This window comes from Nitrospirota bacterium (assembly GCA_004296885.1).
Lineage (GTDB): Bacteria > Nitrospirota > Nitrospiria > Nitrospirales > Nitrospiraceae > SYGV01.
Window position 1 is genome coordinate 134,487 of the sequence record SCVN01000019.1, and the last position, 19,598, is coordinate 154,084.

Annotated in this window: 17 protein-coding genes and 1 rRNA gene; 13 read left to right on the plus strand and 5 right to left on the minus strand. The window is 60.1% G+C overall.

Annotated elements, in window-relative coordinates; all coding sequences use genetic code 11:
- Positions 1-158: 158 nt before the first annotated feature.
- Complete coding sequence (locus EPO61_12130; GenBank protein TAJ07870.1) at positions 159-920, plus strand: alpha/beta hydrolase; 762 nt, start codon at positions 159-161, stop codon at positions 918-920.
- On the opposite strand, the gene EPO61_12135 is transcribed toward EPO61_12130, so the two are convergent.
- Positions 913-1,266, minus strand: coding sequence for a hypothetical protein (locus EPO61_12135; GenBank protein ID TAJ07871.1), 354 nt, complete (start codon positions 1,264-1,266; stop codon positions 913-915). The two genes, EPO61_12130 and EPO61_12135, sit on opposite strands and share 8 nt — an antisense overlap.
- A 2-nt stretch (positions 1,267-1,268) precedes the next feature.
- Positions 1,269-2,489, minus strand: a complete 1,221-nt coding sequence (locus EPO61_12140; protein ID TAJ07872.1) for a PDZ domain-containing protein — start codon at positions 2,487-2,489, stop codon at positions 1,269-1,271.
- 114 nt (positions 2,490-2,603) lie between these two features.
- Between EPO61_12140 and EPO61_12145 the strand changes: the two genes are divergently transcribed.
- From EPO61_12145 to EPO61_12165, 5 genes are all read left to right on the plus strand, one after another.
- Positions 2,604-3,221, plus strand: a complete 618-nt coding sequence (locus EPO61_12145; protein ID TAJ07873.1) for a YfiR family protein — start codon at positions 2,604-2,606, stop codon at positions 3,219-3,221.
- A gap of 42 nt (positions 3,222-3,263) precedes the next feature.
- The gene (locus tag EPO61_12150) at positions 3,264-5,279 is read left to right on the plus strand and encodes a TonB-dependent receptor (GenBank protein TAJ07874.1); all 2,016 of its coding nucleotides are present in this window, start codon (positions 3,264-3,266) and stop codon (positions 5,277-5,279) included.
- Between the two features lie 65 nt (positions 5,280-5,344).
- Positions 5,345-7,345 carry a response regulator gene (locus tag EPO61_12155; GenBank protein TAJ07875.1) on the plus strand — a complete coding sequence of 667 codons (2,001 nt, stop codon included), beginning with the start codon at positions 5,345-5,347 and terminating at the stop codon, positions 7,343-7,345.
- 499 nt (positions 7,346-7,844) lie between these two features.
- Positions 7,845-11,684 carry a diguanylate cyclase gene (locus EPO61_12160; GenBank protein ID TAJ07876.1) on the plus strand — a complete coding sequence of 1,280 codons (3,840 nt, stop codon included), beginning with the start codon at positions 7,845-7,847 and terminating at the stop codon, positions 11,682-11,684.
- Between the two features lie 111 nt (positions 11,685-11,795).
- On the plus strand, positions 11,796-12,173 hold the full coding sequence (locus EPO61_12165) for a hypothetical protein (GenBank protein ID TAJ07877.1): 378 nt from the start codon (positions 11,796-11,798) through the stop codon (positions 12,171-12,173).
- Positions 12,174-12,188: 15 nt separating this feature from the next.
- Here EPO61_12165 and EPO61_12170 read toward each other — a convergent pair whose 3' ends face one another.
- Positions 12,189-12,752 (minus strand): RidA family protein, encoded by a 564-nt coding sequence (locus tag EPO61_12170; GenBank protein ID TAJ07894.1) that lies wholly within the window; start codon positions 12,750-12,752, stop codon positions 12,189-12,191.
- A gap of 306 nt (positions 12,753-13,058) precedes the next feature.
- Between EPO61_12170 and EPO61_12175 the strand changes: the two genes are divergently transcribed.
- The 6 genes from EPO61_12175 to EPO61_12200 all read left to right on the plus strand — a co-directional run bounded on the left by EPO61_12175 (position 13,059) and on the right by EPO61_12200 (position 16,480).
- The gene (locus EPO61_12175) at positions 13,059-13,649 is read left to right on the plus strand and encodes a pseudouridine synthase (protein ID TAJ07878.1); all 591 of its coding nucleotides are present in this window, start codon (positions 13,059-13,061) and stop codon (positions 13,647-13,649) included.
- Positions 13,646-14,023 carry a hypothetical protein gene (locus tag EPO61_12180; GenBank protein TAJ07879.1) on the plus strand — a complete coding sequence of 126 codons (378 nt, stop codon included), beginning with the start codon at positions 13,646-13,648 and terminating at the stop codon, positions 14,021-14,023. The genes EPO61_12175 and EPO61_12180 overlap by 4 nt, the downstream gene beginning before the upstream one ends.
- Positions 14,024-14,077: 54 nt before the next feature.
- Positions 14,078-14,563 (plus strand): c-type cytochrome, encoded by a 486-nt coding sequence (locus EPO61_12185; protein ID TAJ07880.1) that lies wholly within the window; start codon positions 14,078-14,080, stop codon positions 14,561-14,563.
- Positions 14,564-14,585: 22 nt separating this feature from the next.
- Complete coding sequence (locus tag EPO61_12190) at positions 14,586-15,050, plus strand: DUF302 domain-containing protein (GenBank protein ID TAJ07881.1); 465 nt, start codon at positions 14,586-14,588, stop codon at positions 15,048-15,050.
- A 677-nt stretch (positions 15,051-15,727) separates the two neighbouring features.
- Positions 15,728-16,042 (plus strand): HNH endonuclease, encoded by a 315-nt coding sequence (locus EPO61_12195; GenBank protein ID TAJ07882.1) that lies wholly within the window; start codon positions 15,728-15,730, stop codon positions 16,040-16,042.
- Between the two features lie 42 nt (positions 16,043-16,084).
- Positions 16,085-16,480, plus strand: coding sequence for a hypothetical protein (locus tag EPO61_12200; protein TAJ07883.1), 396 nt, complete (start codon positions 16,085-16,087; stop codon positions 16,478-16,480).
- Positions 16,481-16,700: 220 nt separating this feature from the next.
- Here the strand turns inward: EPO61_12200 and EPO61_12205 are convergent, their stop codons facing one another.
- Both EPO61_12205 and EPO61_12210 read right to left on the minus strand, forming a co-directional pair.
- The gene (locus tag EPO61_12205; GenBank protein ID TAJ07884.1) at positions 16,701-17,714 is read right to left on the minus strand and encodes an oxidoreductase; all 1,014 of its coding nucleotides are present in this window, start codon (positions 17,712-17,714) and stop codon (positions 16,701-16,703) included.
- A 53-nt stretch (positions 17,715-17,767) separates the two neighbouring features.
- Complete coding sequence (locus tag EPO61_12210) at positions 17,768-18,478, minus strand: DUF3313 domain-containing protein (GenBank protein ID TAJ07885.1); 711 nt, start codon at positions 18,476-18,478, stop codon at positions 17,768-17,770.
- 528 nt (positions 18,479-19,006) lie between these two features.
- Here EPO61_12210 and EPO61_12215 point away from each other — a divergent pair.
- Positions 19,007-19,598 (plus strand): 16S ribosomal RNA (locus EPO61_12215); the annotation flags it as partial.

Below are 19,598 nucleotides of genomic sequence, written 5' to 3' on the forward strand. Positions count from 1 at the left end.
GCCGGGGATTTGGCAAAGCGCTCGGCTGTGGTACCATTGCGCCGAGTTCGACGAGCGATCCGTCTCGTTTGTTTTGGATAGGTTGAAACGCCCGTTCGCCGAATGGCCGCGATCGACAACCCGGACAGGAATCATCTCGTGATGCACAGGCGGCATACATGAGCACGTTCGTTTTGATTCACAGCGCCTGGCATGGCGGGTGGGCCTGGGATCGGGTGGCCCCGCTGCTCAAGGCCCATGGCCATACCGTCATCGCCCCCGACTTGCCGGGCCACGGGACGGATCGGCGGCCGTTCGGAGAGATCACCCTCAAAACCTACATCGACGACATCCAGCAGGTCATCGTGTCCTGCAAGGACCCGGTGGTTCTGGTAGGGCACAGCCTCGCAGGAATGGTCATCACGCCGGTTGCGGCGGCCTTGCCGGCGCGCATGCAATGCCTGGTGTACCTCACCGCCTATGTGCCCAAGAGCGGGCAGTCGTCGAAGGATCTGTCGCACGGCGATGCCGATGCGCGGGCCGACCTCTTTGTCACCTCGTCCAAGGACGGCCTGAGTCGGCAGATCTCACCGCAGGGGGTGGCGGAGGTGCTGTACGGCGACTGTGATTCCGGAACGGTGAAATGGGTGCAGGCCAAGCTCCGTCCCGATCCGCTCCGTCCCGTCGTGGAACCCGTGACGTATGATGAAACCGCCTTCGGAGGGCTCACCAAGTTTTTCATCGAATGTACGCGCGACCGGACCATCTCCCTGGCCCGTCAACGGCAGATGCGGAAGCCCTTCTCGTTTCAGGCCGTCTTCACGCTGGAATCCGACCACTCGCCGATGATCTCGCACTCCAGAGAGTTGGCGGACATCCTGATTCTCTGCTCGCAAATCTCCCGCAAACGTCCGCCGGACGAAGATATCGCACCTATTTAGGCATCTCGGCGGTGATGCAGGATTTCATTTCTTGGGCCGTGCAGACGCCGGCCTGGTCCGTAAGGCCGGTTACAGTCGCGGCGACTGCATCGGCGGTGACGCGGCCTTCCTCGACGTCAACCAGGATGTGGCCGGGGACGCTGCGAACATCCACGGCTCGCACCCCCGGAAGTTGCTTGAGGGCCGTCTCGATCGTCGCCCGCTGACGATCGCAGGCCTCGCCGTTCAAGCTCAAGGCGATCCTGCTGCTTCCCGCCTCGACCGTGCCGGTCAGCAACCACAGGCCCGCAAAGCCCATATACAGACCCAGCCCGACCTTCGGTTTGTGGCTTGTCATGGGGTGCATGGCTAGACTCCGCTCAGCGTAATCGTAAGGGCCAGTTCTTTGTCCCCGCGCAGGACGCGCAAGGTGATTTTTTGGCCGGGCGTCGTCCGTTCCATCAGGTAGTTCTTCAACTGCGCCGCGTCGGTGATCTCTGTGTCGTTGATGGCCAGCAAGAGGTCGCCCTTTTGCACGCCGCCCAAGGAGGCCGGCTCGGAGACGCCTCCGACGGCCACGCGCCACCGGCTGTTCACTTTGACGACTTTCATCTGGAGGCCCAGCCGGGAAAAGCCGGGCTGCTTGCCTTCCAGCAGCGCGGTGACGATCTTGTTGACCAGCCCGCCGGGGACGGAGAAGGCCAACCGGCTGCACCCATGGCCGCCCTGGGCCTCGTCGGTCTTGATGATGGCGTGCATGATGCCCACCAGTGCGCCGTCGGCATTGAAGAGCCCACCTCCCGAGTTGCCGCTGCAGACGGGAACATCGGACTGGATCAGGCGCGTGTCCACGGTCTGCAGGAAGGTGTTGGGGTTGCCGACGCGGCCAAAGGCGATGGTGGGGCCCCAGCCCAGGGGGTACCCGACGGTGAACACCTGCTGGCCGGTCGTGGCGTCCAGGACCCCGAACGACAGGTCCGCGCTTTCGAGCGAATCGACCAGATAGGGCAATTTGTACAGGACGATGTCCAGATAGGCATTGTCACCCACGAGTTTGGCGGGCAATTCCTCCAGTCGTTGCGTGAGGATCAAGATGGTGTCGGGGATGGTGGCATTGCTGCCGCTCTGGCGCTCCACCGCGTGGCGCGCAGTGAGGATGTACCCGTTGCGCAGGTGGACGCCGGTGCCGCGGAAGGACAGCTGGGTATCGTAGCCCGATTGGCGCGCGTCCGGCGTGGCGTTCAAAATCCCGACGGTCGCCCGCTTGGCCCGTTCGACGGTCTGTCTGAGGTGGTCCTCTGGCGATTGGGCAGATGCCGATGGAAGCCAGGAGGCGAAGAGGATGAAGGCGGCCGGCCATGTAGCCAGCCATGCTCGAGTTGGAAGAATCATGGGCGGACCTCGATTCGGTTGATTCGAAAAGTAATCGCGACGAAGATGCAGCAGAGAGTATAACCAAGGCGAAATTATTTTTCCCGGAGAAAAATAGGGAGGTATGCAGCAAGGTGAGTTATGCGACTCCCGGCAGGTTTGCTGAATCGCGTGACTATATATTTTGTGGTGGTGTCGGGCTGAATAGCATCTGTGCATACCTCTTCATTGTTGGATCGGTCCCAACCTGTTACAATTTCAGGACTTGAACCGAATCGGATCGGGCGAGATGTCTTCGGTTTGCACCACAGATACTGGCAAGGGGCCGGCCTTGTGAGTTTCTCTCGCCCATCTCGCCTATCACTGTTCCACAAGCTCGTCCGTGGGATCATCCTGACGATGGTCCTATGCGTCGGGCTAGGGGTTTGGGCCGGATCGGCCGGTGTGGCCCAAGCTGAAATCGGGGTCCTGCCAGAATTCGCCGTTAAATCCGCATATCTCTACCAATTTACCCTCTTTGTTGAGTGGCCGGAGGAGTCGTTAGGCAATCCGAGCGACCCGATCGTGGTGTGTGTGTTGGGGGATGATCCCTTCGGCCCATTCCTTGACGCGCTGACCCGAAAAACATCACAGAGTCATCCCTTGCAAGTGCGTCGAATCCGTCAGGTACGGAATGCGGGAGACTGCCACGTGTTGTTCATCAGTGCTTCGGAGCGGGAGCGGTTGGTGACGATCTTGGCGAGCCTGTCTCACCGGCGCCTGCTCACGGTCAGCGATATGGAAGGGTTTGCCGGGGCCGGCGGGATCGTGGAATTTGTCCCTGTCGAGAAGAGGGTTCGTTTTGGAATCAATACTGAAGCGGCGAGGAAAGCCGGGTTAAGAATCAGCTCAAAGCTTCTGAGCCTGGCGACGATTGTGAGCCACGGGAAGTCAGAAGGAGGGGAGCCGTGACCAGCACCAAGTGGTGGAGGGCGTGGTGGGGGGAGAGTCCTCGTGCTGGGATTGGTCTGGGCAGCCGCTGTGCCCGCCAGCCGCGGACTGGCCGTGGAACCTGAGCCGTCTGACGCGGACCAACTCGCCAAAAGCGCGCTTGCACTCAGCCTCGAAGAGCTCATGAATATCGAGGTGACGTCGGCCGGCAAGAAGGCGCAGCGTTTGGAAGAGACGGCCTCCGCCATCTTCGTCATTACCGGCGAGGACATCAAGCGTGGCGGCTTTCGCAGTGTCCCCGAGGCGTTGCGCTTGGCTCCGGGCGTGGAGGTGGCCCAGATCAATGCAAACCAATGGGCGATTACGATCCGTGGATTCAATTCCCCCTATGCCAACAAGCTCCTGATTCTCATCGACGGCCGCTCGGTCTATACCCCGCTTTTTGGAGGTACGTTCTGGGATGTGCAAGATCTGTTGCTGGAGGATGTGGAGCGGATCGAGGTGATTCGAGGGCCGGGGGGAACCCTGTGGGGCCAAAATGCGGTCAATGGCGTCATCAATGTCATCACGAAGAAAGCCAGTGCGACCCAGGGGACGTTTGTCGAAGCCGGCGCCGGCAACCTCGAACGGGGATTTGCCGGCGCCCGGCACGGCGGCAAGATCGGCGATCAGGGGGAATACCGGGTCTACGGAAAATTTTTCAGCCGCAACAGCTACGCGAACCCGAATGGCACGGCGGCGTACGATCAGTGGGACCAGGGGCGGGGAGGATTTCGGACCGACCTGAAGCTGACCGGCCGGGACAGCTTGACCGTCCAAGGGGACGGCTATTCGGGCAGCGAGCAGCAGGATGCGAGGGGGATCTCCCTGACCCAACCCTTTTTGCCCATCACGCCCAATTCAGCGCAAGTCGGGGGCGGGAATCTCCTGGCCCGCTGGACGAGACAGTTTTCCAGCACCTCGGATCTGAAGATTCAGACCTACGTGGACCGGACCCAGCGGGAGAGTCTGTTCATCAGGGAGAATCGCACCACCTACGACCTGGATCTCCAGCACCGGTTCCAGCCGATCGACCGGCATGACATCGTCTGGGGGGCGTCCTATCAGATATCCCATGACAACGTCGGCAATAATTTCCGGGTCTCGTTTTCACCGCCCCGTTATGACTTTCAGGTGGTGAGCTGGTTCGCGCAGGACGAGGTGACGTTGATTCCTCAGCAGTTGCGGCTGATCGCGGGGGCCAAGGCTCTCTACAATACTTTCACCGGCATGGAATACCAGCCCAACGGCCGGTTGCTCTGGACTCCGCATGAGCACCATACGGTCTGGCTGGCCGTCTCCAGGGCCGTGCGCCTCCCGACCCGGGCCGATGACGCCCTGCGGTTGAACGCTGGCGCGTCTGCCAGAACGGGCGTCCCTTCCGTGGGCATGTCGTCCTTGTTCGGAAATCCCAATGCGAGCGCCGAAGATATGGTGGCCTATGAGCTTGGCTATCGGACGCAAGTGATGCCTGCGCTGACCTTCGATGTGACGGGTTTTTACAACGTCTACCGGAACCTGTTGGTCGGCGTGGCCAGCGGGGCGTCATTCCTGGAGACCAGTCCAAGTCCGGCGCACGTGGTGTCCCCCTTCCAGAACCGGAATCAAGGTTCTGGCCATACGTATGGCGTGGAAGTGACCTCGGCGTGGCAGGCCGCCAAGGCCTGGCGGTTGAGCGCCAACTATTCCTGGCTCCGGATGGAGATCAATGCAATGAATACCGCCAACGCGAACCTCGATCCGGGGCTCAATCCCAAGCAGCAGTTCCGCATCCGCTCCCAATACGATGTGCTTCAAGACGTGCAATGGGATACGGGGATCTATTACACCGACGGATTGATGAGCACCATGGTCCCCAGCTATACGCGCGTGGATACCCGTCTGGCCTGGCGGGTGAATCAGCAGATCGACGCGGAACTCGTGGGGCAAAATCTGTTCGATAAGTCGCATTTCGAGTGGCAGCCCACGGGGGCGAGCGCGTTGTATCAGAGCAGTGCGGTCCCGCGCAGCTTTTTTGTCCGCGTGGCCTGGCATTATTAAGCCATGCCTGGCGGTCGGGGGCGGCGTGCCGGTCTCCTGAGGAAGATAAAGGGAAGAGGTCGTATATGAGGCGTATGTTGAATGTGAGATCGCTGCAAGGCAAGCTGATCGCGATCATCATGGGGGCCAGCACGGGGGCGTTGCTTCTGGCCGGGATGCTCATCCTCGTGGCTGATTTTTACGAGAGCCGCGCCGCGCTGGTCCAGGATATGACCATCGAGGCGAAGGTGCTCGCAGCGAACAGCACCGCCGCACTGGCCTTCGACGATCGACAGGCGGCCACCGAGGTGCTCGGCCACCTCAGCGTGGCCCCGCAGATCCAGGCCGCCGCGCTCTACGATCATGACGGGAAGCTGTTCGCCTCGTATCTCGGATCCGAGGCGACTCCGGCGCTGGTACCGTCCCGGCCGGATTCCACGAAAACTCGGCTCGGTTTCGATCGGTTGGTGGTGGTGGAGCCCGTGTATCTCAACGGCGTCCGCATGGGGACGGTGCTGGTCCGCACAGACCTGCGCACCCTCTACCAGCAGCTCTGGATGTCCCTGGCCGGTATTGCCTTCGTGACCGGCCTCTCGCTGCTGGTGGCCTTCGTGGCGGCCGCGCGCCTCCAGCGGTATGTCTCGACGCCCGTGCTTGCCTTGGCTCAGGTTGCCAAAGATGTTTCAGAGCAACGCGACTACTCGATTCGGGCCAGCCATCTGACGCACGATGAGGTCGGCACCTTGGTGGATGCCTTTAACTCCATGCTGGACCAGATTCAACAACGCGACCGGCAGCTGGAGGCACACCGGACGCACCTTCAGCAGGAAGTCGAGGCCCGTACGATTGAACTGACCCAGGCCAACGCCCGTTTGCAGGGCGAGATCGACCAGCGCAATCGGACCGAGGAAGCCCTGCGTCAGAGTCAGGAGCAATTGTTCCGATCCCAGAAGATGGAAGCGATTGGGAATCTTACCGGCGGGATCGCGCACGAGTTTAACAATTTATTGCAGATCATCAACGGGTTTAGCGAGGTGATCCTCCTTCAACTGTCCCCTGTAGACCCTGCTCGGGAGGGCCTGGAGGAAATCATGAAGGCGGGGGGCCGGGGCGCGTCTTTGACAAGCCAACTGTTGGCTTTCAGCCGTCGGCAGGCGAATCAGCCAAAGGTCTTGGACCTCAATGGGCTCGTGACCAACATGGGCGGGGTGTTCCAGCGTCTCCTGGGCGAGAGCATCGAGTTGGCGACCGATCTTGACCTGACCGCGGGTAAAGTTATGGCCGATCGCGGGCAACTCGAACAAGTCATCATCAATTTGGTCATCAATGCGCGCGATGCAATGCCGCAAGGAGGGCGGCTCGCATTTGCAACGGCCAATGTCGAGTTCGACGAGCATGCGGCGCACAAGCTCGCGACGGGGCGCCCCGGCTCTTTCGTGATGCTCACCGTCAGTGATACGGGGACCGGGATGGATGAAGCGACCAAGGCCCGTATCTTCGAGCCATTTTTTACCACGAAACCGCAGGGACAAGGGACGGGGCTCGGTTTGTCCACCGTCTACGGCATTGTTCGGCAGAGCCATGGAAGCATCGAAGTGGAGAGCGAGGTCGGACGGGGGACGATCTTTCGCATCTATCTCCCGAGGGTCAATGAGGTCGTCGAAACGGCTGAACCGATTGTTGACGCGGAGACTCCGGTTGTTCCGGGCCGGCAATCGGAGACCATCGTCTTGGCGGAGGATGAGCACGGCGTTCGGATGATTCTGCAAAAGGTTCTTCAGGCGCAGGGCTACCATGTTCTCGTTGCGTCTTCTGGTCATGAAGCCATCCGGATGAGCCAACAGCACCAAGGGCCGCTGCATCTCCTTGTGACCGATATGGCCATGCCCGGGATGAGCGGGATGGAATTATCCGAGCGCTTGCTGCCGCTTTACCCGGGGATGAAAGTGCTGTACATGTCCGGCCACCCCAATGGCGGTGCCGAACAGGCCGGCCTCGGCGTTCTTCAGCGGCCGTTCTTGCAAAAGCCGTTCAGCCCCAGGGTGTTGGCCAAGAGGGTTCGGGAGGTGCTGGATGGAGGTGCGTGAGGCAGGTTCCAACGAATTCTCGTGGCGAGGCAAGGTATGCAGCATCATGGAATGCAGTCGAGTATGCCGCGCACTCGATCCTGCCGCAGGTCATGGCCGAGGAACAGTTGGCCCTGCTCAGACTGCAGGGCTAGGTAGTCGGCCCTCGTATCGGCTGGGTGCACGGCTCAGAGACGCACGACGGCGAACGGATGCCTCAATATTGCGCGCCTGGAGGGCATGCTTCGACGTGGTAGGGCCGATGCCGCCAGTTTGCGCGGTGACTCGCCGGTCCGTTCCTGCTGGGCGGCGGGTGAGCCTTGCCCGAAATGCTTCAGCGGCGCTTTGTGAAAAACCTTTCAGGTCGCACACATTATCGGGTACAGTGATTCCGACATCTGGTATTCAGTCGCCTCGCGCAAGCTGGACGACATAACGGTGGCGCCGGCGTGCTGAGGCCTCGAATCCAAGCGCAGCACGGCGTTGCGCGTACTCGGCGTTCGGCTCTACGGTCCGGTTGATGCAGTACGAAGAGCTCATCACATCGATTCAACAGCTCGGGAAAGACCCAGCGCGCCTCATTTTTGAGGATGAACTGACCGCGATCCCGAACCGCCGCTTCCTCCTCAACTACTTCGAGCACCAGGTGCGCTGGGATGCGCTCGATGTCGCGCCGATCTCACTCCTGATGATGGACGTCGACTATTTCAAAAAGATCAATGATACCCATGGGCATGATGCCGGTGATCAAGCCTTGGCCCATGTCGCCCGGCTGCTCAAGGATGTGTCGGGGGAGCAAAGTATCCCGGTTCGATATGCCGGCGATGAGTTCATCATTCTGACGGGCGGGCTGAAAGATGAGGCGCTGATCCTGGCGGAAACGTTGTTGGAGCGGATTCATGCTGAACCGCTGCGGTTGGCCGGAGGGGTGGAATTGCCGCTGACGCTCAGCATCGGTGTCGCGACCGCGCCGGACAATGCAAAAAACGGAAAAGAATTGGTCCGGCAAGCTGATACGGCCCTGTACCAGGCCAAGCGGGCCGGACGCGATCGCATTGCGCATGTCTCGGACACGCAGCCGGATGTCGTCTCCGACAAGCTCGTCCTGCAGCAACTGGTCGGCGGCGCCATCTGTACACGCCAAGAGGAACTGGACCAGGTCCAGAACGCGATTCAGCAATTCGATCAGGGCAAGGGGCGATTCATCCTGGTTGACGGCGTAGCGGGCATGGGCAAGACGACGTTTCTGGAAACCGTGCGTCGCCTGTTGCAGGGGCGAGGAGAAGGGCAAGGGCAAGGGATCGACGCCTACGTTGTCCGAACGATCGGGTTGCTCCAGGAGGACTATCGACCGTACTACCTGATGACCAGTATTTTGATCGCGTTGCTGGGGCAGCGAGACGACAAGGGAGAGGCGGCCTACCGCAGGTTGACGAAGGTCGAGGTGTCGTTTTTGGGCGCGTTGTTGCCGCAGATGGAGGGACCAAAGGAGCTTCGACTGGCGCCGGATCAAGCCATGCGGCGCGAAGGTATTTTCAGCGCCGTCAGCAAGTTCCTATATCTCTTGCTCGACTATCGGCCGTTGGCGTTGCTGATCGACGATCTCCACTATGCCGACGAGGCCTCGCTGACCGTGCTAAAACGGCTGCTGGCACACAACGAGGTGCCGCTGTTACTTTGCGGCACGGCGATGGCGCCGGGTGAGTCGTCGTCGGCCGAGCAGGAAACGCCGCTGGCGAAACTGCTGGCGGATCGGTCGTCCGAGGTGCCGATCGTCAGAATCTCGCTCAAGCCGCTGACGGCGGACAACATTGCCGCGCATCTGCGAGAAATCTTTCCCAAACTGGCGGCGCCTCCGGACACCGAGATCAAGCTGGCCCGCGTGACGCAAGGGAGCCCGCAATTCCTCAACGAACTGCTCCGCAAATGGGTGGTGGAGCGCAAGCTCAGGCCGGTGGGCGAGCAATGGGTGCTCGATCCCTTCGAGGAGCGGGACCTCCCGCCATCGCTCGAGGAACTCCTGCAACAGAAGATCGACACGCTGGATGCCGAGGGCAGGAATTTGCTCGCCCAAACGTCCGTGCTCGGCGAGAACGTGTCGCTCAGCGTGTTGACGGGGAGTGCCGACGCGACGGAAATCAAAGTGCAGGATTTTGTCGATCATGCCTCGGCGCTCGGCTTGTTGAGCGCCGACTATCAGGTCAACGACGAAAAGATTCGGTTTGCCGGCAAGACAGTGCTGGACGTCGCCTACAAGGCCATCGGTGAGGCCACCAGGAAAGCGCTTCATGAAAAGGTCGGCAACTATCAGGAAACCCTGTTCAAGAAGCGCCTGTTGCCGTCGGCCGCGCCATTGGCCCACCACTTTACGCGATCCACGAACAGTCAGAAGGCGGCGGCCTACGCGCGCGTGGTGGCCACCGACAACACGTTGCTCTTCAATGTCCAAGAGGCCGGCGCGTATAAGAGCGAAGGGCCGACAAGCACGGAGACGCCGCTTGATCCGGCCAGTCTGTCGTTCGTCCCCACGGTCGTGAGGAGTCTGCAGACGGCGGTGCGGAACCGGAGACTGTATGCCGCCGACAATAAAAACGTCGTGAATCCACGCCAGGAATTCATCAAGAACGTCCAGCAGGTGCTCGCGAAAAATGAACGGCTGGACATCGTGGAAACGAGACGATCTCTGCTGGTGAATGGGCAGCGGGTGAACGATGTCGGCGAATACGAGTTTGTCGCCAAACCGTTCCGCGCGTTTCTCGACGCCGCCGCGCTCCGCGGGTTGACCGTCCTACAAGGGGTGACCGACGACGAGCTGAACCGGCTCCTCGAAGGCTTCGCCCAAACCAAACCGGAGCAGATCGACGAGCACTATTGGAGCCGGTTTGCCGCCGACCACGGACTCGCCCACATTGCCTTGAAACAGACGGCGGGGCTGCCGAAAGCCGTCGTCGAATCGGAGGCCATCGAGCCAATGGCGGGAGAAGCGACGCCGCCGGTCGGGGAGACGGAAGAGACGGCCGTTCCGGCGGCCGGGGTGCCTGCGGAGCAAGCGGAGGCGCTCACTCAGCCGATCGTCATGGCGCCGGTCGCGGTGGTGCAGAGGAGTGCACAGTCCCTAGCTCCGGTCCGCGCAGAAACGGCGGCCGAGGAGATGACGGCCACGTCCCTGGACGCCTTGCTGTCGAGCTTTTCCGATCTTGCCACCGATGTCCTTCTCAGGGGCGGCGGCGCTCAACTCGGCACGCTGTTGACCAGGTTGTTCCAGGGAATTCGGACGCAGGACGAGGCAACCCGCGGCAGAGTCGTGGAGGCGGTCAAGGCTGCCTTTCTCAACGTCCCTGTGGGCTTCCAGCAAGAGTTCGTCCGGCAGGCGATTGATCAAATTCTGCAGGCGCTTGAGGAGGAGCAGAATCCCAAGACCGGCGGCGAGCTTGCGAGACTCGCGCGCCAGATGGCATGCGCGGTTGTTCCGTTTGCCGAATACCGACCGGCGTGCCGGCTTCTCATGGGATTGAAGGCGAAGCTTGCGCGACTCGAACAGGCCCACGATCCCAGGGCGGATGTGCTCGTTGAGGTGCTGGAGCGTCCGTTGGAGCCTGCCATGCAAAGGCTGCTGATGGACGATCTCAAGTCCGCCGACCCGACGCGGCAGGAGCAGGCATTCCAGCTCCTGGGCAGCTTTGGGCTTGGGGCGGTGCCGACCCTGATCGAGGTCATCAAGCACGAAGCGGACCTCCGGGTCAGACAGCTTGCAGCCAACCTGCTTGCGCCATTGGGAGCGAGGGCCGCCAAGGCGTACAAGAAAGAATTGGTGCTCGAGATCACTCCGGAAGAGCGGGTTCGTATGCTGGAAGTCGGGGAGACAGTGACGCGGGCGCTTCGGACAGAACTGGCCTTCGCCCTCGGCGACGCCAACCCCGGAGTGCGGGAAGCCGCCTACGGGCTTGCCGTGCGGCTGAACGATGCGCGGCTCACGCCTCTACTCGTGGACTATGCCGCACATAAGGATCCTGTCATGGCGGCAGGGGCGATCAAGTGCCTGGGCAAGCTCAAGCCGCCAAAATTTACGAACCTGCTGCTCGGTATCATGAAGTCGGCCAAAGATCCGGCGTTACAGGTCGCCTGTTGCCAGACTCTTGGTCAGGTTGCCGACCCTGCCGCATTCGAGCCGCTTGCACGCATCGTAGCGCCCAAGGGCTTCCTCCGCCTCCATAAGCGATGGTCCGCTGATGTCCGGGCTGCGGCGGCGCACGCCCTTGCGCAGATCCCGGATCCCCGCGTGGCCAAGGTGTTGGCCCGATTGGCAAAAGATGCGGACCCGCGTCTGAGGCAACTAGCACGCACGCCGATTAAGAAATAATGGCACGCCGTGGTCCGGACGGGACGGCGGAGCGGATCAGGCCCGAAGTCGCAGCCTTGGCCTGCTGGAGGATGGGCCGCTCATGCGGTTGGCCGAGCAGGATGGCATGATATGCACGCGTTCGTGATGGTGCTGCTCATCGGTCTGGCTCTGGTGGGGACGGGATGCGCACTGTTCGTCGCGAAGGAAACACTGTATCTGGAGTCGGCTCAGGGACGGGCGACACAAGAGGAGGTCCGGAAGGAACTCGGGGAACCTCGCCTGAAAGCCCAAGCGTCGACAGGAGACCCGATCTGGGTCTACGAAGTGCGGCAGGTAGAGGCGGGCAGTCAGAACAGTTGGTCGTCGTTCGGGGCCTGGTGCGACGAGTATGTGCTCACCTTCGACCGGCAGGGCATTCTGCGTCATTGGGCGCACAAGTCCGAGAAGCATGGAGGCGAACGGATGCCGACCTATTGCGTGACCGACGGTTTCAAGCCGGGCTCCTGACATCGCATGCGATCCTTAGCGGGGACCACCGCCTCCCATGCCACCTCCCCGCCCCCCTCCGCGCCTCCCGGATGGTTGGCTTTGCTGTTCGACATAGGGTCGGGCTGATGCGGCCTGTTGTGCCCTGGCGGTCACGCGTATTTCGACAAGGGCGTCTTTGAGAGCGAGTCGCTGGACTTGCACGATGGTACTCGCCACGGCCGGCTGCCCGGGATAGACCTCCCGCCTCACTTTCGACGCAGCCGTGAGCGCCGCCAGCATGTCCGTGACATACAGGGTTTCCTCCAGCACGTCCTCCATTTCGGCATTAAATTGGGACAGGACCTTTCTCACGTTGGCATAGGCTTGGCGCATCTGGGTCTCGGTGTTCCCTGTGCCCATCACCGCGCCCGTGTCATCCAGACTCATCTGTCCCGCGACGTAGATGACGGGGCCGGCTTTCACTCCCTGGGCGTAGCCGAATTCATTCTCCCAGGGAAGCCCAAGCGAGGCCGTTTGTTTAGCGGTGGACGTGGTTATGGGGGCGTCGCCACCGTGGCGACCGCGATCGTGGCTGACGCAGCCACCCGCCACGATCATGGCGACGAAAAGAATCGGGAGGGCCAGGCTGTGCGGGAAGGAATGCCGGCGAGATGCTTTGCAAGGGGATCGGTGCACGATGAGCCTCCAGACAGGGAGCGGATGTGATGACGATACAGGTTGCCGACCACAGCGAACAGGCGTGCGTTGCCGGTCAGGCCCTGGGAGTCGTACACGCTGGACACAGTGCTACAGGTCGGATAGGCTTCCCTGTAGCAGCTTTTCCAATCGCGAGCAAATGGAAAAGACGAATGTCGCCCGTGTGTTGCCAGTTCGCGATCACTATCTCCATTTTTGAAGTGGCTGATGCCCTGCACGATTGCCTTCAATAAACCCTATGGGGTGCTGCCCTGTTTTACCGATCCGGGAGGCCGGCCGACGTTGGCGGAGTTCGTGGCGATTCCCGGCGTGTATGCGGCGGGGCGGTTGGATCTGGATAGCGAAGGGCTCATGCTGCTCACCTCGGACGGCTCGTTGGCGCACCACATTACCGACCCACGGCATAAACTCCCGAAAGTCTACTGGGCGCAAATCGAACGTCTTCCCAACGAAGAGGCGCTGGCACGGCTGCGGCAGGGAGTCCTGCTCAATGGTAAGCGCACCAGGCCGGCCGAGGTGCGCCTGCTTCCGAACGAGCCGGAGTTGCCCGAACGGCCCGTGTCGATCCGGTTCCGCAAATCTGTGCCGACCGGCTGGCTGGAGATCACGCTGCGGGAAGGGACGAACCGACAAGTGCGGCGCATGACCGCTTCGGTCGGCCATCCGACCTTGCGGCTCGTCCGGGTGGCGATCGGGCCGATCGAGCTGGGCGATCTCCAGCCGGGCCAATGGCGAGACTTGACGAGCCGGGAGATTGAGCAGATAAAACGGGCTGCGCAGCAGGGAGGTGGGGCATGAACAGGTTCGCAAGGATGATCGTGGTGGGCCTGGCCCTGTTGGGGGCCGGTTGTGTCTACGTGGAGGGCAAGGAGACGGTCTACCTCGAATCGGCGAAGGGTCAGGCCACTCAAGAAGAGGTTCGCAAGAAGATGGGACAGCCCAAGTATCAGGCCAGCACGCTGGCTGGCGAGCCGATCTGGGTCTATCAGGTCATGTGGCAGGACCCCAGCAATCAGAATAGCTGGGGCGCGCCAGGGACCTGGTGTGACGAATATGTGCTCACCTTCGACCGGCAAGGCGTTCTGCGCAACTGGACCCACAAGTCCGAAGGCCACGGCGGCGAACTGTCGCCCACCTATTGCGTGACGGATGGCTTCAAGCCGGGATCGTGAGGCAATCAAGCCTGGTTGTCCGGGCAGAGGCTGCTTGCTGAAAGGGATGAGGCCATGGAAAGGGAAGGGCTAGTGCAATCGAGGGAACGTAAGCGGGAACGACAGGCCCTGTTCAGGGCTGGCCTCGCGCTCCTGTGGCTCATGGTCGTTGCCGGCTGGTCCGTCGGCATCACAACTGCTGTCTTTGGCAGTCCGGCCGGTGGAGCAGGGGATGCAACCAGGGGCCGGAGCCTGTTCAACGGCAAGGGGGTCTGTCTCTACTGCCATGGACTGGATGCCCATCCGGACCGGCTTCCGCAACTGGCGCCGGAGACTGCCGCCTATATCGCGCATCTCGACCCTAAGCCCCCTCATTTGCGCGAGGCGCTTGGGCTGAAAATAGCTGGCGACAAAGAACGGTTTCAGCTCATTCGAGAGGGCCATGTCGGAACCGGCATGCTGCCCGATGTCAGCTTGAGCGATCAGGACATCCATGATCTCTTGGCCTACCTGGCGACCCTGCGATCACCTGCGGCAACCAAGGGCGAGAGTCATCGTTGATGAAGGCACAAAGGAGTCACTCATGAAGTTTGCCAATGAACTCCTGAAAGGTCTGCTCTGGACGAGCGTGGCGGTCGCCTCCCTCTCGGCTGGAACGGCTCACGCAGGCGGCAATCTGGTCACCAAGCCCAGCAAGTACTCGGTCCAGGACACCATCGACCGGATCGAGAAGGCCGTCACAGCGAAGGGTATGAAAATCTTTGCCCGCATTGACCATAGCGGAGAGGCGAAGAGCGTAGGGCTTGAGATGAAACCCACGGTGCTGCTCATTTTCGGGAATCCCAAAGGCGGAACCGCCTTGATGGTGGCCAGGCCGACCGCCGCCATTGACCTCCCCATGAAAGCCCTGGCCTGGGAAGATCAAGAGGGCAAGGTCTGGCTCACCTACAACGCGCCGGATCTACTGCAAGAGCGCCACGGCCTGCCTGCGGAGTTGGCTGCGAGACTTGAGCCGGTGGGTAAATTGCTGGAGAAGGCAGTGGAATAATTCTGTTCAAGTGATTTTCTCCCCGCGGTAGTCTTAGAAGTGCCCAAGTTTATACCAATTATCCTGTGGATAATGACTAGGTGATTGCGCTAGCTTTCGCACTGTACTTGTTGAATCTGCTATTCACAGGTTTTCCCTTTATTTTCACATGTACATACAACATTTAGTATTGACAAACTTCTGACGCCGCGATATATAGTTTAGCCGTATCCGTAGAGGATTAAAATCGCGCTTCATTTTAATGACGCGAGTATATTCAAACTGCAAGTACGGAAGGTTATGGCTCGTCGAATCTATGCATGCCCATGTGGGCAAGAACTCATTCGAGTCGAAGGCCGCGTGGCAATAACGAAGTGTAGGGTATGGGGTGATGAGTTTGTCGAATGCCCTGAGTGCAAAAAGCATTTGCCCTATCCTGGTTGGTGCCCTTGGCGTCCCAAGGCTTTGGTTGAGTTATAAAGAGAATAAGTTTTGAAAATGGCGTGAAGCCCGTCCTGGCCAAGTAGGCCTAAGCAGAAGGGCGCTGAAGCCGTAGAGTGGAGTCTTGTGGGACTCTGCCTGCGGCTTTTTTATTTGGTGAAAGGAGGTGAAGCATAGCGGATTGATGACCGAGTGACGCAGTCAATGACAAGGAGCATGAGCCAAAATTTATCAATCAGAAAAAGGAGAAAGTTGCCATGGCAAGAAATCCAAGCACAACAACCCGTGGGGGTTCTTTTGATCAGTTAACCATCGAAGCCGTTTGGAGAAAGGCAAGAGCTGTTGCGGGTTATGATTCAAACCAGTGGAGAGTTGATCAATGCGGGGTCTGGATCAACAGAGCAGCTTACGGGACAGTCTCTCAGTATGGGTGGGAAATTGATCACGCTTTTCCAGTTTCTAGGGGAGGAACAGACGATCTTGCAAATCTGCAACCGCTTCACTGGCAGAATAATCGTGGCAAGGGTGACGATTATCCAAGGTGGACTTGCACGATCTCGTCTAAGGTTTGAGAGCGCTTTTCCGTTGACGATTGTACTGATGGAGGTGCTGGGATGTTTGGAAGTAGAAGGAGCCGATATGTGCCTGGGTCAAAAGTGAGAGTGTGGGATGGGGTGTTTCATTATGGGATCATTGACTGGCCGATGCAGGACGGCACGGAAATGGTCTTGCACAGTCGAAAAGGATGCGGGGTCGAGAGGACAATTCTCAATGGGTTCGCCCAAGGCAAGCCGATCGAAGTTGGTAGCGTCCCACAGTCGTTAGATGAGCAGGCTTCTATTTTGCGCAGGGCTCGGAGGGTCATTGGCAAGCCCTACAGTCTGATTGACGCAAACTGTGAACATTTTGCCAATTGGGCAATAAGCGGGCAGGCTTTCAGTTGGCAAATTGCTGTTGGGGTTTTAGTCTGCTTGGTTTGCGCCGTAGCATATGTAAGGTCAGATAGTTGAGGGCAATGATTCGGATCTATTTGGATCTTGGAGTAAGTAGTAATGTGGTACGGCTAGGCTTGCCGCGACTGCGGCAAGCCTAATTCACTACGCGTGCAACCGAGGTCCATCCTCTAGCCTTCCCCAAGGGGTGGCTGGGATAATCTCGACTGCGCGCATCGAGCGACCACCGTTTTATCGTGGGGGCTTTGCGAGCAAGGAGATCGCCCAGCCGCCCCGCTCAAATTTGCTCTACGTCGGCGATGATCGTATGCAGCCCGCTCGCGCCGGCCGGTTGAGGGCGGACGATCTCTTCGATCTGCAACTGGCCCTTGCTGTCGGTGGCGCGGACGGCCACCTGGAATTTGCCTGCCTTGGGCGGCCGCCAGGCATAGTTCCAGATGACCCAGGAGTAGGGGGACATGGGCTTTTCCAGTTCGGCGCTATTCCAGGTCTTGCCCGCGTCGAAGCTGATCTCCACCTTGGCGATGCTATTGGGCCCGCCGAAAGCGATGCCGCGGAACTTCTGCTCCGGGCCCCGCAGCGCCTGGTAGTGGCCGGGGCTGTCCACGCGGGAGAAGATCTTGATCGTGCCGTCGTCCGTCCAGCCCTTTTGCTGCCAGTAGCCCTTGTAGTCGCCGGGGTAGACCTCGATCTCCGTGATCCACTTCACGTTCTTGATCCCGTAAAGGCCCGGCACGATGAGCCGGAGCGGGAACCCATGGGCCTTGGGGAGTTTCTCGCCGTTCATGAGATAGGCGAGCATCACGTCGTCCTGCATGGCGCGGGTGAAGGGGATGCTGTCGTGGTACCCGTCGATGGCGCGGAAGACCACGTCGCGCGCCAGGTCCTCGTCGGCGCCCGCATCCTGCAACAACTTCTTGAGCGAGATGCCGCGCCACTGGGCGTTGCCGAGGCTGTCGCCGCCGGGGAGGGTGTCGATGCACATGAGCGTGCTGACCTGGTCGAAAGAATCGCGGTTTAGAATGTCGCGCCAGCCCAGCTTCATCGGCTTTTTGACCGAGCCGGTGACGTGCACCTGCCACTGCTCGATGTTGACCTCGCGCGAGACGCTGACGGCTGAGTCCGCGTAGTTCACGATGTAGAACTTGTCGTTGGGCGTGAAGTAGAGGGTGTCGCGCGGCGGCATGGCGAACATGCGTCCGAACATGCTGCCCATGGCATCGCAGCCGGTGAGGCCAGCCAGAGCGCCGAGGCCGGCGGCTTTCAGTATGGTGCGGCGCGAAAAACTCATCGTGCAATCAGCATCCCACAGGCTCCGGCCCTTGTCAAAGCCGGGCCGGAGGGTCAGCTCTTCGGCATGACGCAGTTGCCCCCGCCCCGCTGCTGGCACAGCCGGTACCGTATCTGTTCGGCCCAGAACTCCATGGCTTTGTGCACGTCGTCCCAGGAGTCAAACGAGTCCACATCCAGGCGCTTGTTGCCGACCCGGCGATCCGCGGACGCGGCCAACACCTCGCCGCTCTGCGCGTCGAGCATTTTGATTTCGGCACTGATCTCGCCCACGAACATCGGCTTGCCCGTGCCCAGGTTTTTCACCAGGGAACTCAAGGCCAGGACGTTCATCGGCGCGGGTATGGTGGAGGCGGCGCGCAGGACGACGTCGGCCTTGTCCGCTCTGGTTAGCGCTGCTTGAATACGTAAGGTGTTCGGGCCTGGGCTCGTGACCATTTCATAGTCTTTCTCCAGGCTTCGGTAGACCAGGCTGTGCAGCATCTCTGCCACCTGCTGCATCTCTTTCTGTTTGGCCGGATCGGCTGAGGCCTCGCCCCAAATTTGGACCGGATCCAGGAGAATCTTTTTGTAGGTGCCGCGCGGGATCAGGAGGATTTTCGGATTCTTGTAGAGCAACAGCCCTTCGTTGTCCCCGCCCTTGTGCATGCGCGGGTAGATGTCGCCCAGGAAGCCGGAGGTTTCCATGGATCGCGCCTGCTTCGTCGGTGAACATCCGACCAGCAGGGCGGCAATAAGGGCAAGAACCGAGATCCAGGCGGTCATGGGAGCCTCCTTGTGCAGATGGTATGGTCTGACCAGGGTAACGAGGTTGGGCCTCCAATACAAGCTGATTGCTGGACGTTCGGCCCCGCATGCATTCGAACGTCGGCTGGGCAATCACGGGCCTGTTGTTCAGTGCGCGGCCTTGGGTTGCCAGGTGAAGGTCAACGAGGCCAAGACGCAACAGGCCGCGCTGCAGCAGTATGAGAAGGCCTCATCGTGGTGTTCTTCTGGGTGTAGGCGAGGGGCAAGGCGTCCTAATTCGACGCGCCGTCCTGGAAACATACGTAGATAAATAATTAAAAAAGGACGCTTGACAATATTCCGGCTGCGCGTGTATAACGTCATCTGTTCTTCGACAGTCCTGCCGGTTTTATACCCTGCTTGACATCGCGAAAGTGATGGAGTAGAGTTAGCGGTCCTGGCGGACGATTTTTGTTCGCGGGTTTCTTTGTTCTTTGACAACTGAATAGAGCGAATGAGTAAGGTGTATTGAAGTGGTGGCCCTTGGATCCAATTCCAAAACACCAAATGAGAGTTTGATCCTGGCTCAGAACGAACGCTGGCGGCGCGCTTAACACATGCAAGTCGAACGAGAAGGCGTAGCAATACGCTTGTAGAGTGGCGAACGGGTGAGGAATACATGGGTAACCTACCCTCGAGAGGGGAATAACCAGCCGAAAGGTTGGCTAATGCCGCGTACGCTTCCCAGTCTGCGGATTGGGAAGGAAAGCTCTGCCGTGGGCAGGGCGCTCAAGGATGGGCTCATGTCCTATCAGCTTGTTGGTGAGGTAACGGCTCACCAAGGCTTCGACGGGTAGCTGGTCTGAGAGGACGATCAGCCACACTGGCACTGCGACACGGGCCAGACTCCTACGGGAGGCAGCAGTGAGGAATATTGCGCAATGGGCGAAAGCCTGACGCAGCGACGCCGCGTGGGGGATGAAGGTCTTCGGATTGTAAACCCCTTTCGGGAGGGAAGATGGGACGAGCAATCGTTCGGACGGTACCTCCAGAAGCAGCCACGGCTAACTTCGTGCCAGCAGCCGCGGTAATACGAAGGTGGCAAGCGTTGTTCGGATTTACTGGGCGTAAAGGGAGCGTAGGCGGTTTGGTAAGCCCT

What these genes read in the sequence shown, in the direction of transcription:
- EPO61_12160 (TAJ07876.1), top strand. Translation starts at nt 7,845, where the DNA reads ATGCAGTACGAAGAGCTCATCACATCGATTCAACAGCTCGGGAAAGAC.
- EPO61_12165 (TAJ07877.1), top strand. Translation starts at nt 11,796, where the DNA reads ATGCACGCGTTCGTGATGGTGCTGCTCATCGGTCTGGCTCTGGTGGGG.
- EPO61_12130 (TAJ07870.1), top strand. Translation starts at nt 159, where the DNA reads ATGAGCACGTTCGTTTTGATTCACAGCGCCTGGCATGGCGGGTGGGCC.
- EPO61_12205 (TAJ07884.1), bottom strand. Translation starts at nt 17,714, where the DNA reads ATGAGTTTTTCGCGCCGCACCATACTGAAAGCCGCCGGCCTCGGCGCT.
- EPO61_12170 (TAJ07894.1), bottom strand. Translation starts at nt 12,752, where the DNA reads ATGATCGTGGCGGGTGGCTGCGTCAGCCACGATCGCGGTCGCCACGGT.
- EPO61_12180 (TAJ07879.1), top strand. Translation starts at nt 13,646, where the DNA reads ATGAACAGGTTCGCAAGGATGATCGTGGTGGGCCTGGCCCTGTTGGGG.
- EPO61_12185 (TAJ07880.1), top strand. Translation starts at nt 14,078, where the DNA reads ATGGAAAGGGAAGGGCTAGTGCAATCGAGGGAACGTAAGCGGGAACGA.
- EPO61_12140 (TAJ07872.1), bottom strand. Translation starts at nt 2,489, where the DNA reads ATGCACAGATGCTATTCAGCCCGACACCACCACAAAATATATAGTCAC.
- EPO61_12135 (TAJ07871.1), bottom strand. Translation starts at nt 1,266, where the DNA reads ATGCACCCCATGACAAGCCACAAACCGAAGGTCGGGCTGGGTCTGTAT.
- EPO61_12155 (TAJ07875.1), top strand. Translation starts at nt 5,345, where the DNA reads ATGAGGCGTATGTTGAATGTGAGATCGCTGCAAGGCAAGCTGATCGCG.
- EPO61_12190 (TAJ07881.1), top strand. Translation starts at nt 14,586, where the DNA reads ATGAAGTTTGCCAATGAACTCCTGAAAGGTCTGCTCTGGACGAGCGTG.
- EPO61_12210 (TAJ07885.1), bottom strand. Translation starts at nt 18,478, where the DNA reads ATGACCGCCTGGATCTCGGTTCTTGCCCTTATTGCCGCCCTGCTGGTC.
- EPO61_12195 (TAJ07882.1), top strand. Translation starts at nt 15,728, where the DNA reads ATGGCAAGAAATCCAAGCACAACAACCCGTGGGGGTTCTTTTGATCAG.
- EPO61_12200 (TAJ07883.1), top strand. Translation starts at nt 16,085, where the DNA reads ATGTTTGGAAGTAGAAGGAGCCGATATGTGCCTGGGTCAAAAGTGAGA.
- EPO61_12175 (TAJ07878.1), top strand. Translation starts at nt 13,059, where the DNA reads ATGCCCTGCACGATTGCCTTCAATAAACCCTATGGGGTGCTGCCCTGT.